General features: G+C 47.0%; 3 protein-coding genes and 1 pseudogene. 2 read left to right on the forward strand and 2 right to left on the reverse strand.

The annotated features are described in order from the left end of the window. Positions 1–210: 210 nt before the first annotated feature. Together BO26_RS19830 and BO26_RS19835 are read right to left on the reverse strand one after the other, a co-directional pair. Positions 211–15,681, reverse strand: a pseudogene (locus BO26_RS19830) (amino acid adenylation domain-containing protein); the annotation flags it as partial. A 1,597-nt stretch (positions 15,682–17,278) separates the two neighbouring features. Beyond that, positions 17,279–18,463 carry a hypothetical protein gene (locus BO26_RS19835; protein WP_036774511.1) on the reverse strand — a complete coding sequence of 395 codons (1,185 nt, stop codon included), beginning with the start codon at positions 18,461–18,463 and terminating at the stop codon, positions 17,279–17,281. Between the two features lie 596 nt (positions 18,464–19,059). Between BO26_RS19835 and BO26_RS19840 the strand changes: the two genes are divergently transcribed. Together BO26_RS19840 and BO26_RS24730 are read left to right on the forward strand one after the other, a co-directional pair. Continuing rightward, positions 19,060–19,293: a cupin domain-containing protein gene (locus tag BO26_RS19840; protein ID WP_036774512.1), complete on the forward strand. Its 234-nt coding sequence runs from the start codon at positions 19,060–19,062 to the stop codon at positions 19,291–19,293. After that, positions 19,271–19,474 carry a cupin domain-containing protein gene (locus tag BO26_RS24730; protein WP_072023313.1) on the forward strand — a complete coding sequence of 68 codons (204 nt, stop codon included), beginning with the start codon at positions 19,271–19,273 and terminating at the stop codon, positions 19,472–19,474. Before BO26_RS19840 ends, BO26_RS24730 begins: the two co-directional genes overlap by 23 nt. Positions 19,475–19,580 lie beyond the last annotated feature (106 nt).

Here is a 19,580-nt window from a genome sequence, read left to right on the forward strand (position 1 = left end):
AAGACTTGTTAACAGGTCTTAAATTAGCTCTTTTTAAATGGGTAGAGAGCGATGATCCAAAATCAGCACCGAAGTCATCAATATTCGGTGCTGTTTATTCAGCATAAAGTGTTCGGCTGCGATAAGAATGTTTAACCGAACAACTTTAATCATCAGCGGATGACAATCAATATTGCGCCCTGCTCCTGTAATGTTACTGACATTACAACATTACAGCGCTTCTGCTTCACAATGCATTGCCAACGCCCTGCTTAAGGTCTTAGCCAAAATAGTTTTATTCTCACTATCTTCCATCAAACTAAAATGGTCACCCGGCACAGAAGTGAGTTGTAGCGAAGAATCGGGCACTATCTGTTCCCAACCTAACGATGGCTCCATATTTACAGACTGTAGTGCAACATCAGTAACGAAAGGTATCTGTGGGTAAGATTCCATTGCATAGAATTGATGTAGCTTAATCGCTAATGCTTGTGGTTCATAATCTTTGACCAGCTGTACATAATTTCCCATCTGTTCCCACCGTTTTGCAATTAAGTCAGGACGCAGATTTGACGGGTACAATTCCAGTTCCTGTGCTGCTGCAATAAATTGCACCAAGTCCAATGCATCCATTTTCTGGTGTAACGCCTCAATTTTCTGGGGATATTTATCCACTGATTGCCTTGCCAATTCCGCAAGAAATTGAAGTTTCGGCTGAACAACACGAGTCTTGAAGCGATGAGGAGCGGGCGTGTCAATCAAGCCTAAGAAATTCACCGTTTCACCGGCATTCAAAAGCTGCTGAGCAATGGCATAAGCCAATACGCCACCAGAAGAGTAACCATATATTCGGTACGGTCCTTGCTGCTGAATCGCCTTCATAAAGGTGATCATTCTGGTCGCCAGTACCTCAATAGTCGATGCTTGTTCTTCATTAATCGACGGCCAGGGTAATGCATAAATCGGGTAATCCGACTGTATATGCTGGGCCAGTCCGAAAACATAGGAATAATCATCCATCCCGCTGGGAACAAAGAATAGCGGCGGTTCAGTTCCGTCAGGTCGCACAGGTATCGCACTTCTTTGCGATGGAGATAGCGATTCTGATGTGATTTCCGCTACCAGCTCAGCCAACACAGGGAATTGGAACAAATTATTCAATGTGCAAATCAAACCACGCTCCGCAGCAAGGTTTATCATCCGCATGGCAAGCAGCGAATGTCCACCCAGCGCAAAGAAATTGTCGTACCGACCTATTTGCTTCACTCCGAGTAACTTACTCCAGACATCTGCCAGGATAATCTCAACTTCACCTCGTGGCGCTTCATAGATCTGACGAGCAAAAGCAGTCTGATCAGGTACAGGCAGCGCCCGGCGATCCAGTTTGCCGTTAGGTGTCAAAGGGAATGCATCCAGACGCACAAAAGCTGCCGGCACCATGTAGTCAGGCAATCGTGTTCTCAGATGATTATGTAGATGAGTAGCTAATCCGTTAGCGGCTTCTGCTACCACATAGGCAACCAGCCGTTTTTCCTGTCCATCCCCCTGCGCTAAAACAATAGCCTCACGCACCGCTGGATATTCAGTTAATCGGGCTTCGATTTCACCCGGTTCAATTCGGAAACCGCGAATTTTAACCTGCTGATCGTTACGGCCGACAAACACCAGATTGCCATCCGGCAAGTAACGCGCCAAATCGCCAGTTCGGTACATGCGGGCATCCGGTGTGTCACTAAATGGATCAGTCAGGAAGCGCTCCGCAGTTAAGTCAGAACGATTGAGATAACCACGCGCTACACCGATACCACCGAGATACAATTCCCCCACCGCTCCCAACGGTACTGGCTGGCCGTAAGCGTCCAGCAGATAAACATAAGTGTTGGCCGTCGGGCGTCCAATCGGGATTAATGCCTCCGTATAATCAGACGGGCAACGCCAGGTAGTGGCGCACACGGTGATTTCTGTCGGACCATAAGCATTGAACAAGGTTGCCCGCCCACTCAGCGCCTGCAGCAGTGTCGTACCCGGTGCTTCACCACCTAATATCAACGTCGGTTTTATGGTTATCTCCGGTAAATCAGCACCATCCCGAAGCAGAGCCGGTGTCAGACAAGCGTGAGTTACCGCCTGTTGCTCCAGATAATGCCAGAGACGAAGTGAGTCCTGACGAACGGTATCGGCAGGAATGTCCAGCGTGGCACCACCACACAGCGCCATCATGATTTCCCAAACGCTAGCATCAAAACCAAATGAGGCAAACTGCAACATCCGACTCTCGGCACGAATATCAAACTGGGTGATTTTATCCCAGATGAGGTTAACCAGCCCGCGATGTTCAACCATTACCCCTTTTGGCATGCCCGTCGAGCCAGAGGTATAAATCACATACGCCAAATGCTGCGAGGTTAAAGTAGGTATTTGTGGGTTGTTATCCGGCTGATCAGGCAGAATATTCGGATCAAGTACCGTGAATCTTATAAGCGCTTGTTCACCCAGCGCAGCACGTCCAGTATTATCCACCAGCACTACTGACGGGGCAGCATCATCCAGCATATAAGCCAGACGATCACCCGGGTAAGTTGGATCTAATGGTACATAGGCTCCACCCGCTTTCAGTACTGCCAGCAAGCCTACGACCATTGCCGGTGAACGGGTCACACAAATTGCCACCCGCTGATCTGGTGTTATCCCCAATGCGATCAATTGATGGGCTAATCGGTTAGCCCGGTCGTTCAATTGCGCATAACTGAGGGTTTGTTCTTCATACACCAGAGCCGTCGCATCCGGTTTTTTCTCCGCCTGTTGCTCAAACAGTTGATGAATACACAATGGGTCAGGACACGCAATTTCTGTCGCATTCCAGGTTTTCAGCAACAAATTCCTCTCTGCTGCTGGCAAAATTTCCAGCGTCCTGACTGGCGTTTCCGCGGCGTGTTCAAGTGCCTCCACCAAGCTCTCCAGTGCCTGTTGCATATAGCCGCACACACGTTCCGCATCAAATGGCTGGGCAATTTGAGCTGTCAGTCCCAACGATTCACCAAAATCTTCCACCGACAGGGTAAACGGATAGTTAGTTCGCTCTTTCGCACCAAGAAATTCAACACCACTCATGATTTCATTCGACGTCGCCAGCAATGCATTATGCCGATAGTTCAACAAGGTACTAAAAAGTGGGGTTCCACCTTGTACACCACTGCAACGCTGAGCCAGCGCCAGTGACGCATGTTCATGCTCCAACAAGCCAGCCAACCGACTATGAGCGGCCTGTACACTCTCTCGAACTGAAGTACCATTGATGTCCAATCGTAGCGGCAAGGTATTGATAAACAGCCCCATACCGTTATCAGCCCCTTCACCCGCCGCCATGCGTCCAAACAGCACAGTGCCGAACACCACCTGTTCCTGTCCACTGGTACGCGACAATACTTGTGCCCAAGCCAGATGACACAAAGCCGCCAGACTGACACCAAGACGTCGGGCCTGACCACGCAAGCGGTTATTCAGTCCGTCTGTCAGTATCCGACGTGATTCCGTTATCTGCGAGCCATCATGACGTACCTCTGTCAATCCGAATGGCAGTGTAGGCTCGTCCACCCCGGCCAACATGTCGGTAAAGAAGCGAGTATGTTCCTCCTGACTGATCCCCAACCGGGCCTGAGCCACCAGATTGCGGAAAGGTGCCGGAGCCGGCAGATTATTCTCCTGACCAGCGAGATACACCCGAACTTCACTGTCCATCACATCCAGCGTTGTATGATCACCAATCAGGTGGTGCATCAGCTGCAACACAATCCAACGACCATCGGCCTCCTGTGCTATCACAAAGCGTAAAAGCGGAGCCTGACTCAAGTCGATACGATACTGGCGTGGATCAAAAAGTTGGGCTAATTGATCGCTAATCGGCCCATCAGTCGGATTCAACACCAGTTCAGTCACCTGCAATTGAGCCTGACGATAGACTACCTGAGCCGGAACAGAGATTCCTTCCCAAGTAAAAGCCGTGCGCAGGATATCATGGCGATCAATCACCTTCTGAACCGCGATCAGATAACGGTCCAACAAAGCTCGGTCAGCAAAAGCCATTTGCCCCGCTAACAGATACGGATCACCCTCGTCTGCTAGCAGATGGTGGAACAGAATGCCGTCCTGTAACGGCGATAAAGCATAGATATCCTGAATATTGGCGATCCCGCCCGGTACTTGCTCGATAATATGGTCAATCTCAGACTGGGTGAGATCAATCAACGGTAACATCTCTGGCGTCAATGCTGTCGTTGTCGATGTAATAACATTAGCAGGGATGGCCTTAGCCTGATTCGACTTCAAGGTTTGGGCCAATTCAGACAACACCGGAGATTGAAACAGATCACGCACTGCCAGCGTTAATCCAACGTTACGCAGGCGTTCAACCATCCGCACCGCCAGCAGCGAATGACCACCCAGAGCAAAGAAGCTGTCGTGTCGGCTGATCTGTTCAATCCCCAATAACTCACGCCAAATAGTCGCCAGTGTCGTTTCTGTATCCCCTTGCGGAGCTGCATAAACCTGACGGGCAAAATCATTCTGATCAGGTTCCGGCAAGGCCCGGCGATCCAACTTGCCGTTAGGCGTTAGCGGGAATGCATCCAGGCGTACAAAGGCCGCTGGTACCATGTAATCAGGCAGAACTGCACTTAAGTCAGTACGCAAGCGGTTAACCAGGCCATCATCTTCGTCTGCCACTACATAGGCAACCAGACGTTTTTGTTGCTCATCCCCTGATGCCAACACCAGCGCTTCGCATACTGCGGGATGTTCTGTCAATCGGGCTTCAATTTCACCCGGTTCAATCCTGAAACCCCGGATTTTAATCTGCTGATCGTTACGACCAACAAACACCAAATTGCCGTCCGGCAGATAACGAACCAAATCCCCGGTGCGGTACATCCGTGCATCAGCTGCATCACTAAATGGATCAATCAAGAAACGTTCGTCAGTCAGTTCAGGGCGATTGAGATAACCACGCGCCACTCCCGCACCACCAATGTACAATTCACCTACCGCTCCCAGCGGTACCGGTTGGCCATAGTCATCCAACAGATAAACCCGCGTATTGGCTGTCGGGCGCCCAATGGGAATAGACCCTTCTATGTAATCTGAAGGACAGCGCCAGGCGGTGGCACAAACGGTTATCTCTGTCGGACCATAGGCATTGAATAACGTTGCCCGACCACATAGTGTCTGAAGTAGCGCCACACTGGGCGCTTCACCGCCCAATATCAATGTTGGTTTTATGGTCATCACGGGTAAATCAGCCCCATCCCGGAGCAGAGCCGGTGTCAGGCAAGCGTGTGTCACTGTCTGTTCTTCCAGATAACGCCAGAGATTATTCGGATCTTGACGCACGGTGTCCGCAGGAATAGCCAGACTAGCACCACTTCCTAACACCATCATGATTTCCCAGACACTGGCATCAAAACCAAATGAAGCAAACTGCAACATTCGGCTATGGGAGTGAATATCAAACTGGGCAATTTTATCCCGGATAAGATTGACCAGCCCACGATGCTCAACCATTACCCCTTTCGGTGTACCGGTCGAACCGGAAGTGTAAATCACATACGCCAGATGACGAGAGGTCAGTGCGGATATCTGTGGGTTACGGTCCAACGGGTCAGGCAACAAATTCGGATCAAGTACCATCATCCCCGAAAGCTTCTGCTCATCTAACGCTGTACGCCCAACATGATCGGCCAATAACATAACGGGTGCCGCATCGGTCAAAATATGTGACAAACGTTCGCCCGGATAAGCTGGGTCCAGTGGCACATAAGCCCCACCTGCTTTCAGCACGGCCAATAATCCTACTACTCGCGCCGGAGAGCTTGCGACACAAATAGCTACCCGTTGATCTGGCGATACGCCTGACTTAATAAGCTGATGTGCTAACCGATTCGCGCGTGAGTTCAATTCGGCATAGCTGAGAGTTTGGTTCTCATATATCAGTGCCGTAGCGCCGGGGTTTTTCTCTACCTGCTGCTCAAACAGCTGATGAATGCACAGTTGATCAGGATACGATGCTTCGGTTGCATTCCATGTTTTCAGCAATAATGTACGTTCAGTTTCAGGCAAGATTCCCAATGTCTGTACCGGCGTCTCTGGCTCCTGTTCAAGCACCTCCACCAGACTTTCTAACGCCTGCTGCATATAACCGCATATCCGTTCCGGATCAAACGGTTGCACCACCTGAGCCGTTAGCCCCAGATCGGAACCGCCATCTTCTACCGACAAGACAAATGGATAGTTAGTTCGCTCCTGAGCGCCCAAGAATTCAATCCCGCTCATGATTTCATCCGGCGTCACTGGTTGCGTATTATGCCGATAATTCAGTAGCGCATTGAAAAGTGGTGTACCGCTGGCTACTCCGCTGCAACGCTGAGCCAACGCCAAAGATGCATGTTCATGCTCCAATAATCCTGCCAATCGGGTATGTGCTGTACGTACACTATCCTGTACCGAAGTATCATCGATATCCAGCCGCAACGGTAACGTATTGATAAACAACCCCATCCCGCTATCAGCCCCTTCACCTGCTTGCATACGCCCAAACAATACGGTGCCAAATACCACTTGTGTCTGCCCGCTGGTCCGCGACAACACCTGCGCCCAGGCCAGATGGCACAGCGCCGCCACACTGACACCCAAACGCCGAGCCTGACCACGTAAGCGATCATTCAGCCCAGCTGTCAGCATCCGATGCGACTCCACCACCTGGGTACCGTCATGGTGTATTTCCGTCAGCCCGAATGGGAGAGTTGGTTCAACCACGTCAGATAACATGTCGGTAAAGAAGCGAGTATGTTCTTCCTGACTGACCCCAAACTGAGCCTGAGCCACCAAATTGCGGAAAGGAACTGGCGCAGGTAAGCTGTTTTGCTGTCCAGTAAGATACGCCTGCACTTCGCTGTTCATCACTTCCAGCGTGGTGTGATCGCCAATCAAGTGATGTAGCAATTGCAGTAGAATCCAGCGACCATCGGCCTGCTGCGCAATAACAAAACGTAACAATGGCGCCTGACTCAAGTCGATACGGTGCCGGCGTGGGTCAAAACGTTGGGACAGTTGATCACTGACAAGCCCGTCAGCCGGATCAAGTGTCAGTTCAGTCACAAATAAAAGCGCCTGACGGCAGACTACTTGAGCCGGAACAGACAATCCTTGCCAGACAAAGGCGGTGCGCAGGATATCATGGCGGTCAACCACTTGCTGAACGGCGGCCAGATAACGGTCCAGCAACTGTCTGTCTGCAAAAGCCTGTTGAGTGATTAGCAGATAAGGATCTCCCTCATTTGCCAGCAAATGGTGGAACAAGATGCCATCCTGTAACGGTGACAACGCATAGATATCCTGAATGTTACTCACCCCTCCCGGCACCTGATCAACGATGCGGTCAATTTCAAGCTGAGTCAAATCAATCAACGGCAACATTGCCGGGGTCAGTGTAGCCGTATCCGGTGTAATACCGTTGTCAGGCACCTTGATTTCACGATGTTGATCCAAGGACTGAGCCAATACACTCAATGTCGGATACTGGAATAGTGCCTGTACCGATATTCCCAGCCCGCTACGTCGCAAACGTTCAATCATTTTTACAGCAAGCAACGAGTGACCACCCAAGGCAAAAAAGCTGTCATGCCGGCTGATCTGCTCAACTTCCAGTAATTCACTCCAGATAGTCGCCAGAGCCGTCTCAATTTCTCCTTGCGGCGCCTGATAAATCTGACGAGCAAGGGCATTCTGATCAGGCGCTGGCAACGCCAGACGATCCAATTTGCCATTCGGCGTCAGCGGAAAGGCATCCAGACGCACAAAAGCCGCTGGAACCATATAATCAGGCAAAATTGTACTCAGATGTTCACGCAATCTCATTGCCAATCCATCGTCGGCTTCTGCCACTACATAGGCAACTAATCGCTTATCCTGCCCATCACCCAATGCTAATACCAGCGCTTCACTCACTGCTGGGTATTCGGTCAACCGGGCTTCAATTTCTCCCGGTTCAATGCGGAAACCCCGGATTTTAACCTGCTGGTCATTACGACCAACAAACACGACATTGCCATCCGGCAAGTAACGGGCCAAATCCCCGGTCCGGTACATCCGTGCACCGGCTTTATGACTGAACGGATCAGTCAGGAAACGTTCAGCCGTTAATTCTGGACGATTGAGGTAACCGCGTGCCACTCCCGCACCACCAATATACAACTCACCGACCACTCCCAGCGGTACCGGCTGCCCGTGTTTATCCAGCAGGTAGATACATTTATTCGCCGTCGGACGCCCTATCGGCGTTAACCGCCCCATATAGTCTGGCGGGCAATCCCAGGTAGTAGCACAAACGGTTGTTTCCGTTGGCCCATAAGCATTGAACAGATTTGCCCGATTACACAGGGCTTGAAACAGTGCCAGGCCAGGGGCTTCTCCGGCAAATATTAACGTGGGTTTTACTGTTATCGCCGGTAAACCAGCGCCATCATGGAACATAGCCGGTGTCAGACAAGCATGCGTCACGGCCTCGTCCTCCAGATAATGCCACAAGCGACATGGATCCTGACGGACTGTCTCAGACGGAATGACCAAAATGGCCCCACTACTCAACGCCATCATGATTTCCCAGACACTGGCATCGAAACCAAATGAAGCAAATTGCAACATCCGACTGGCAGCACAAAGGTTAAACTGCGCGTTTTGTGTTAGCGTCAGGTTAACCACACCATGATGTTCAACCATTACCCCTTTCGGCCTGCCAGTAGAGCCAGACGTATAAATCACATACGCCAGATGCCGGGAGGTCAATTCAGGTACCTGCGGGTTGTTGTCCGGCTGATCCGGCTGGATATTTGGATCAAGCGCCATCAGCGTCGCCATAACCTCCTCCGCCAGCGCTGCCTGTCCGGCATCATCCGCCAGCAAAATAGCCGGGGCTGCATCAGTTAACATATAAGTCAGACGTTCACCGGGATACGTTGGGTCCAACGGCACATAAGCGCCACCCGCTTTCAATACAGCTAATAACCCGACCACCCGGGCGAGTGAACGAGCCGCACAAATCGCTACCCGATGATCCGGTTTCACGCCGAGTACAATAAGCTGATGAGCCAGCCGATTAGCGCGAGCATTGAGTTCCGCATAGCTCAACGTCTGATTTTCATACTTCACCGCGATAGCATCTGGGGTTTTCTCTGCTTGTTGTTCAAACAATTGGTGAACACACAGCTGTTCAGGATATGGCTCTTCAGTCTGGTTCCAGCTTTCCAGCAATAATGTCCGCTCAGTGGATGACAAGATATTGATAGCTGTGGCAGATTGTTGAGGATTGCTCACCATCGCTCGCAATATGGCCTGCAAATAACCAACCTGCCTTTCAATCGTTTTTCGGTCGAATAAAACAGCAGAATAGGTCAATTCCCCTATAACCTCGCCATCCTTCTCCGCCAATTCCAGTTGCAGATCGAATTTAGCGATATCGTACTCCTGACCAACCGGAGTTACCGACAATCCTGGCAGTTGCCATTCCTCAGTTTCTGCTTCCTGCCAAGCAAACATCACCTGAAACAGCGGGGTATGTTCTGTGCTACGTGGCGGTTGTACGATCTCAACAACTTGTTCAAAGGGCAGATCCTGATGATCCTGTGCTTCCAGTGTCGTCTGTCGCACACGCTGGAGCAGCGTTATCATGTCCGGCGTACCCGATAAATCGATGCGCAATGCCAGGGTATTGACAAAGAACCCGATTAGCGACTCAATTTCCCGCCGGTTGCGATTGGCACTCGGTATGCCGATCACCAGATCATCCTGTCCCGATAGACGTGACAACAATGCAGCCCAGGCGGTCAACAATGTCATAAACAGTGTCGTACCCTGCTGTTGTCCCAGCTGCTTCAAAGCCTGTACCAACGAGGCATCAACGTGGACGGGTATCCGGCCTCCGGTAAATGACTGCTGAGATGGGCGTGGCCGATCGGTGGGTAATTCAAGCAATACCGGCGCATCTGCCAGCACACGGTGCCAGTAATCACGCTGAGCCTGTAATCCTTCACTTAAGAAAACTTTCCGCTGCCATGCCGCGTAATCAGGATATTGAATCATCAATGGCGGCAACGGATCAGGCAGTTGTTTCAAACAAGCGACATAAAGTGCGCTCAATTCTGATTTTAGTATTCCTACAGACCAGCCATCAGAAACAATATGATGCTGGGTCAGCAAAAATACATAATCATCGTTCGCCAGCTGTACCAGAGCAGAACGGATTAACGGCCCGCGAGCCAGATTAAACGGCATTTCAGCTTCTTGTTCACACAGGTATTTAAGCTGTTTATCCACGTCAAACGCTTTACGCAGATCATATTTTTTCACCGGCAAGCCGAATTCTGTCGGCAACAGCTCAACTTGCGGTTGCCCATTAACAGTGATGAAGACCGAACGTAAAGCTTCGTGGCGGGCAAACAGGCGATTCAGCGCCTGCTGCCAGGCATCGATGTCAAGCTGACCACGTAAACGCAGTGTTAAAGGGATATGATAAGTTTCACTGACACCTTCAAACTGCGCCAGGAACCACAGGCGCTGTTGAGCAAATGACAGCGGTAGCTCGCCGTCATGGGGGGTCGGTACGATAGCAGGCAACACACGACGACTCTGTTCATTAAGCCGTGCACTCACCACCTCAGCCAAAGCCATCAAAGAGGATGATTGAAACAATGTAGTCAGCGGCAGCTGGACACCGAAATCAGCCACACGGTTCATTACTCGTACTGCCAGCAATGAATGGCCGCCTAGTGCAAAGAAATCGTCATTGCGACCGATTTGCTCAATCTCCAGCAATTCACACCAGATAGCCGCCAGTGCAATTTCAATCTCGCCTTGTGGTGCCTGGTAAATTTGTCGGGCGAAGGCATCCTCCCCCGGCACCGGTAATGCCTGACGGTTCAGCTTGCCATTAGGCGTCAGCGGGAAGGCATCCAAACGTACAAAGGCGGCTGGTACCATATAATCAGGCAAGATTGTACTCAGATGGGCACGCAAATTGTTAACCAGTCCATCATCCGGTTCAGCCACAACATAAGCCACCAAACGCTTAGCCAATCCGTCACCCAACGCTAATACCAACGCTTCACGGATCGCCAGATGTTCAGTCAATCGTGCTTCGATTTCTCCCGGCTCAATCCGGAAGCCGCGAATTTTAATCTGCTGATCATTACGACCAATAAATACCAAATTGCCATCTGGTAGGTAGCGAACCAAATCCCCAGTGCGGTACATCCGGGCATTGGCAACCCCACTAAATGGATCGGTCAGGAAACGTTCGTCAGTCAGATCAGGTAGATTGAGATAGCCACGCGCGACACCCTCACCACCAATATATAACTCACCGACAGCGCCCAATGGCACTGGCTGACCGTGAGCATCCAGCAGATAAAGCCGTGTATTAGCCGTCGGACGCCCAATAGGAATCAATGTATCCTTATAATTTGACGGACAACGCCAGGCGGTGGCACAAACCGTTATTTCTGTCGGGCCATAAGCGTTGAACAATATTGCCCGGCTGCTCAGCGTCTGGAGTAATGCGGCACCGGGAGCTTCCCCACCCAGTATCAAGGTGGGTTTTATTGCTATCATCGGTAAATCAGCCCCATCCCGAAGCAAGGCCGGAGTCAAGCAGGCATGCGTCACCGACTGTTCTTCCAGATAATGCCAGAGTCTACGCGAATCCTGACGAACCGTGTCGTCAGGAATAACCAGACTCGCCCCTCCGGCCAGTGCCATCATGATTTCCCAAACACTGGCATCAAAGCCAAATGAAGCGAACTGCAACATCCGGCTCTCAGCACGAACATTAAACTGGGTGATTTTATCCCGGATAAGATTGACCAACCCACAATGTTCAACCATCACCCCTTTCGGAATGCCGGTCGAACCAGAAGTGTAAATCACATACGCCAAATGGCGGGAGGTCAACGCAGGTATCTGTGGATTGTTGGCCGGATGGTCTGGCAGCGTATTGGGATCAAGTATGATCAGCCCTGAGACCACATCCTCACCTAATGCCGCACGTCCGGCGTTATCTGCCAGCAAAATAGCCGGTGTCGCATCGGTCAAAATATGTAACAAACGTTCACCGGGATAAGCTGGGTCCAAAGGCACATAAGCACCACCCGCTTTCAATACCGCCAATACCCCGACCACCCGTGCCGGTGAACTTGCCAAACAGATCGCTACCCGTTGATCTGGTGTTACACCCAGAGCAATCAGTTGATGAGCCAACCGGTTAGCATTCGCATTCAGTTCCGCATAACTGAAGGTTTGTTCTTCATACATCAGTGCAGTTGCTTCAGGATTTTTCTCCGTCTGTTGCTCAAATAACTGATGAATACACAACGAATCAGGATAGGAGACTTCGCTTGCATTCCACGTTTTCAGCAATAAAGTACGTTCAGTTTCAGGCAAGACGTTCAGTGCCCGTACTGGCGTTTCTGGCACCTGTTCAAGCGTATCAGCCAGACTTTCCAGCGCCTGTTGCATATAACCGCATATCCGTGCTGGATCAAACGGTTGCACCACCTGAGCAGTCAGTCCCAAAGTAGAACCACCGTCCTCTATCGACAGCACAAACGGATAGTTAGTGCGCTCTTGTTCCCCAAGGAATTCAATTCCGCTCATTATTTCATGCGGAGTGATCGGCTGTTCATTATGCCGGTAGTTCAATAAAGCACTAAAAAGCGGTGTACCACTGGCAACCCCACTGCAACGCTGAGCCAGCGCCAATGAAGCGTACTCATGATCCAGCAACCCGGCCAACCGACTATGTGCCACTCTGACACTCTCCTGCACCGGGGTATCATCCATATCCAGCCGCAACGGCAGAGTATTGATAAACAGCCCCATGCCACTATCTGCCCCTTCCCCCACGGCCATGCGGCCAAACAGCACAGTACCAAACACCACTTTCTCCTGGCCACTGGTACGCGACAGGACCTGTGCCCAAGCCAGATGGCATAAGGCCGCCAGACTGACACCAAGACGCCGGGCCTGTCCACGCAGGCGCTCATTCAGTATCGGTGATAGCGGCTGATGCGATTGTGTCACCTGCGAACCATCACGATGCACTTCGCTTAGTCCAAATGGCAGCGTTGGCTCATCCACCTCCGCCAACATGTCAGTAAAGAAACGAGAATACTCTTCCTGATTTCCTCCAAGTCGAGACTGAGCCACCAGATTACGGAAGGGAACTGGAGCTGGCAGGTTATTCTCCTGACCAGCAAAGTACGCCTGAACTTCCCGGTTCATTACCTCCATCGTCGTATGATCACCGATGAGATGATGCTGCAATTGCAGGGCTACCCAATGGCCATCGGTTTCCTGCACCACAACAAAGCGCAACAATGGCGCCTGACTCAGGTCAAGACGATATCGATGCGGGTCAAAACGTTGAGTCAATTGCTCACTGATCGAGCCGTCAGCCGGGTCCAGCGCCAATTCGGTCACTGATAACTGGGCTTGACGCCAAACCACCTGAGCCGGAACGGATAATCCTTGCCAGATAAAAGCAGTCCGCAAGATGTCATGGCGGTCAATCACCTGTTGAACTGCCGCCAGATAACGATCCAGCAAAGCCCGACTAGCAAAGGTCATCGGATAGGTCAGCAAATAGGGATCACCTTCATTTGCCAACAGATGGTGGAACAGGATACCGTCCTGCAACGGTGACAACCCATAAATATCCTGAATATTAGCAATCCCACCCGGCACTTGTTCAACAATGCGGTCAATGTCAGGCTGAGTCAGATCAATCAGCGGTAACATCTCTGGCGTCAGCGTCGTTGTCATCGGCGTAATGACATTAGGTGGCAACACGACAGACTGATGCTGTACTAATGTTTGGGCAAGTTCCAACAGTACCGGCGACTGGAACAGGTTACGTGCCGCCAGCGTTAACCCAAGCTGACGCAAACGTTCAATCATGCGCACGCCTAGTAGTGAATGGCCGCCCAATGCAAAGAAACTGTCATGGCGGCTAATCTGCTCAATCCCCAGTAATTCACGCCAGAGAGTTGCTAGTACAGTTTCCATCTCCCCTTGTGGCGCAGCATAAACTTGACGGGCAAAGGCTTCTTTCCCCGGTGCCGGCAATGCCCGACGATCCAATTTGCCGTTTGGGGTTAACGGGAATTCATCCAAACACACAAAAGCCACTGGTATCATGTAATCAGGTAACCGGGCATTTAGATGATTGCGCAAGCTGGCAGCTAATCCGTCATCCGCTTGCGCCAACACATAGGCAACCAGATGTTTGTCCTGCCCATCCCCCAACACCAACACAACCGCTTCGCGTACTGTAGGGTATTCTACCAACCGAGCCTCAATTTCCCCCGGTTCAATCCGAAAGCCACGGATTTTAACCTGTTGATCGTTACGCCCAAGGAATTCCAGATTGCCGTCCGGCAGATAACGAGCCAAATCCCCGGTGCGGTACATTCTCGCATCCGGTGAATCACTAAATGGGTCGGTCAGGAACCGTTCCGCTGTCAATTCAGGTCGATTAAGATAACCGCAGGCAACCCCGTCTCCACCCACATAAATTTCACCAATCTCCCCTAAAGGTACCGGCTGACCATCAGCATCCAACAAATAGACTCGCGTATTAGCGATTGGTTGACCAATGGGGATATTGGTTGTCCCCTCCGGTAATGATTCAATGCGGTATGTGGTAGTAAAGGTCGTGCCCTCAGTGGGACCATAGGCATTTAATAACTGTTGTGGCGGACTATGGCGTAGTACTTGAGCAATAACATGTGGATCGAGGACATCTCCGCCGACTAACAGAATTCTGAGTTGAGGCAACACTGGGAACAGTTCCGCTGCCAGCCGGTTAAACAACCCGACACTCAGCCACAGGATAGTGATGTGATGTTGTTGTAATACCTGCACAAAATCTGGCGGGGTCAGTAAGGTAAGGTGATCGATAACGACCAGCGTAGCACCATTAAGCAAAGGCGCCCAAACTTCAAACGTACTGGCATCAAAAGCGGGGTTAGCGGCGAAGGCAATCCGGTCATCCTGCCCAATTTCAGCATAACCATTATTAATGACCAATCGGACAACGGCCCGATGAGGCACGACTACGCCTTTTGGCATACCAGTCGAACCGGAGGTGTACATGATATACGCGGCCTGGCTACTGGAACACGGTAAGTCAGGATTGAGATAATCTCCCTCCCTGCCTGTAGTGGTCTCATCGGACAAACGAAATAACGGAACAGTAAGGTCAGCCGGAATATCAAACTGCATATCGGTAAGCAATAACGTGGCTGAGCAATCGCTTATCAGCCAATTTTTTCTCTCGTCCGGTACGCTGGGATCTATAGGCACGTAAACAGCACCAACCTTAAGGATAGCCAACTGTGCCACCACCAATTCAATGGATCGTTCTAGCAGGATTGCAACAGGGTCACCCGAATGAATTCCTTGTTCAATCAGTTGATGAGCCAACCGGTTAGCACTAGCATTCAGTTCCGCATAGCTAAGGATTTGCTCTCCCGCTATCAACGCCGTGGCTGCCGGGGTTTTCGCTGCCTGCTGTTCAAATAACTGATGGAGACACAACTGGTTAGGATACAGTGTTTCAGTCGCATTCCAGGTTTCCAGCAACAGTGTGTGTTCAGCTTCAACGGAACTTCCCTTTCTCGCGATACTCTCTTTCATTTACTTACTACCTCAACGAATCTGTTAAATATTTGAAAACTGTTATTTCCAGCAACCATAAAAAATGTTTTTCTTTTACTTTTAGGAGAAATAACAACGAGCACGCCAGACATCGAAAGATGCTCAGGCAATATTTTCTCTCAGGCGCTGGATGTCATATTCCGGTTGATAGCCGCATAATTAACAATTCTGCAACGATAATTTTCCTAACCGTGGAATAAACAGTTCATCTGGTGAACCTAAAAAAGTATTCCATTTTTGTTCCTGTTTTTTAGATAAGCGCCTTTGATTTACTGCAATTTTTTATTAGCAGACGCTGAACTCCATAACTAAATAAAAATGGATCTATTGGATATATATACTGGCATGAGAGCTAAATCCTTGCTGTATTTTGTCCATTTATACCTGTTATCTTTCAAGTTGCCTCTTTGTTGGCGGCACTCACTCACCCCGGTCACATAGTTATCTATGCTCCCGGGGATTCGCTCCCTTGCCGTCGCGATCCATCTTGAAATCTATTGGGTATAATATTAATATCTGATGTAAACTATTTCAGGAAAAACCAGATACTAGAAAGATGAATTCACTTTCCTGACTTTTAATTAACAATGGGTTTGCTTTGATAATTATGTGCAAATCAGCCCCCCTTACAACAGCAAAAAACCATATTTATCATAAAGTTAACACTTAATCAGATATATCTTAACATGCAAAAATATAAACTAGCTTCATTACATATTATTTTATAATAATCAAATTATACAACTGATGTAAACGCTAATTATATTTAACACTCAGACGAAATAATTTCAAACAAAAACTAATTTTATATATATTTTTTTGTAATAAAAAAATAATACGACCAATGTATATGTCAGTTATTTTTAATATAAAAAATAAATAATTTTAAATTAAAAATAAATTATTTGTTTATTGTTTTCAGGAAATAAAATCACACAATTAATTACTTATTAGAATGTATCTTTCAATTATATCTAAAAACAAAATGAATGACACTCATTTCAGATTAAAGTCAAATTAGTTTGACATGATTTATCCAATCATCATTTGATCCGTAAAATTAATATCGCTATTTATTCCAAATTTATTCCCATTAATACGGCTATTCACTGCTATTAAGCCGCTGTATCCAAAGGAATATAAAGGTTAAAGACAATAAAATTAGTCTAATATTCATAAATTCGAATATTTTTGTATATTTTTAAGTTAAATCTATTTCATTATTGATCGCCAATTAACTCGTAGGTGGTATTGTGCGCAATAATAAGCATCGGAGCGGCTTTAATAATGGGTCTCTGGGAAATGTGTGAAAACAGCTATTTTGTTGGCTGCACTCACACCGGTCACATCGTTATCTATGCTCCCGGGGATTCGCTCCCTTACCGCCGCACTGCAACTTGAAATCTATTGGGTATAAATGATTAAATATCACTCATGCGATTGCCATGATATCTGTTACCTTTATCTCTTAATTGAATTAATTAAAAAATAAAAGCAAGGTTGAGATATTGTCAATAAAAGTTATTTTTATATAAATTTATTATTTTTTACTACCTATTATTATTTTTTTTGAATTAACTGCTAAAAGGAAAATAGTAGAGATAACTATTGAAGAAATTAATAATATTGTAAATCCAGTAATGATTTCTTCAAGGCCAACACCTAAGTAAATAGTATAAAGGAGAATAATCATAGTAACAAATACATAAATCCCTGACTGCATACCCAAAGTATAAAGAGAATTTTTTGAATATAACCCCAGATAAGAGAAAAAAATAGGTTGCATAATTGTATTAGCTAAAAACACCATAATTGTGAATAGCAAATAGAGTATGCCCGAATTTATAATAATGCCAAGTGAACAAAATCCGAGAGAAAATAATTGAATGATATTACCTATCATAATTCTTTTTGTTAAAATTACGGATTTCATGACTTTCATGATACCAATTGCACAGGGGAACCATATAATCAGTAGTATAATATACATTTGAACCATATCAATATGTTCAAAATATTTTGTTCGCATAGCGGGCATAATCATTAAAGAGAGGAAAAAGCAAACATTGATTATGACTAAACTTGAAAAAGAGAAGAAAACAACTAATCTATTGGTTGTTTTCACAAAATCCTTAATATCGAGTTTTTGTTTTTTTAAATTATTGTTTTTAAAGCCCGTATAATAGATAATCAAAGCAATAGAATAAATAAAAGCAGCAAAAAAATCTGCTGATGTGCGGGAATTTAAACCTAAGAAAGAAAAAATGACTGGAATTATAAATGGCAGGCTTAATAGCGCCAGGCTTAAGATAGAAAAATCCTTACTCGTCTTATTTTCATTCCCTTCAGTTATAAGAATATTTCTTCCCATTATGACAATAAATCCACTTATTACTCCCCATAATATTCTATGCAGAGCATCCAGCCAAACTGAAATAAGAGTTGTTTCTCTTGAAAAGAGAATGCAGTTTATAGTTGCTAAGAATAAGAAAAATCCAAAAATATTTTTTCCAAAAAGAGCAATATTCATTTTTCGAATGAAGAAAGATATGGTCATACACCCCAAAGATAATCCCAATAAATAGGAAAAAACAGGAATATAAGCGTATAGAATCATGCCTCCATCTTTAAGCATAGTATCTACCCAAATCATCAGACCAGACGAACCGGTGATGTTTGCAGAACTTAATAACACATTCAGCATAACAGCTCTATTATTAAACATAGTGATCGTTTTCCTTTTGTTCAGTACTTGTTTCTTTTATTTTATTATTAACTACTTAATATTATTAAGTTATTCTATTTGTCATGTTGCATTTGGTAGTATTCTGAAAAACCTATAGTTGTTGAATGTGTTTAGTTGACTTGGAGATATCGGCTCGTTCACCCATGAGTAAGATTATCCCAGACTTTAAATTTCTTATACTCCCTGTGCTTTGTACCTATTCGTATCAACGATATATTGACATGAATACTCTGTGTTAATAATACTAATAATTAGCTATAATTATCATTTATACGATTGAAACTCAAGCTAAAGAATGGATAAAGATAGGATATAACTAAATGATTATATAGATACCGACTTAATTCAAGATAGTAAATAAAATTTTCTAGTAATGTAGTCACAAACATATACTTGACTTCAAAGAGTCCTGATAAGGATTCGCATTTTCTGACCTCATTATTTTAACAGTCTTCTTAACAGCCTAACTTATTTGTTAGGTTCATAGAAAGTTGGTTCTACCTGCCAGTTCATCAATTTATTGATTTTAATTATATATTCTATTATTCACAGTGGTTCATGGACCGATTACTTGTTTGCCAGTACAAGATATTTTATCTTTGCTGGATAATTATCCTTATGATCTGGAAGCTGGAGTAAAAATTAGTCGCGGAGGAACTCAATTTGAGAGAATAAAAACAAGTGAGGCTGGTGATCTTTATCATTACCGTCACGTAATGAAAACGCTTGCTGACCCTGAGTTAATGGTGCTCAAAACTACCCCACTTTGCAATGATTTGTATAAAGATGAAATTGAATACTGGTCATAAGGTCAAAGAAGTTGTTTATGTTCTTCAAGGAGAAATTGGTGTTTTATGGCTGAGTAAGCAGAGAGAACGCCGTAGGGATAGCCTTAAACAAGGGGATTCCATTTACATTGACTCTTGGGTTCCTCATGCTTTTTACTCCATAGTTAAGGATTCTCATATACTTGCCATTGATTATTTTTAATTTATCGGGCTGGTTTATCCAGCTCGTATGAATTATTTCCAGTATCATGGACATCCCCTTTATAGTTATATACCCGTCATCTTTCAAGTTGCCTCTTTGTTGGCTG

This window comes from Photorhabdus australis DSM 17609 (assembly GCF_000711895.1).
In the GTDB taxonomy this organism is placed as follows: Bacteria; Pseudomonadota; Gammaproteobacteria; order Enterobacterales; family Enterobacteriaceae; genus Photorhabdus; species Photorhabdus australis.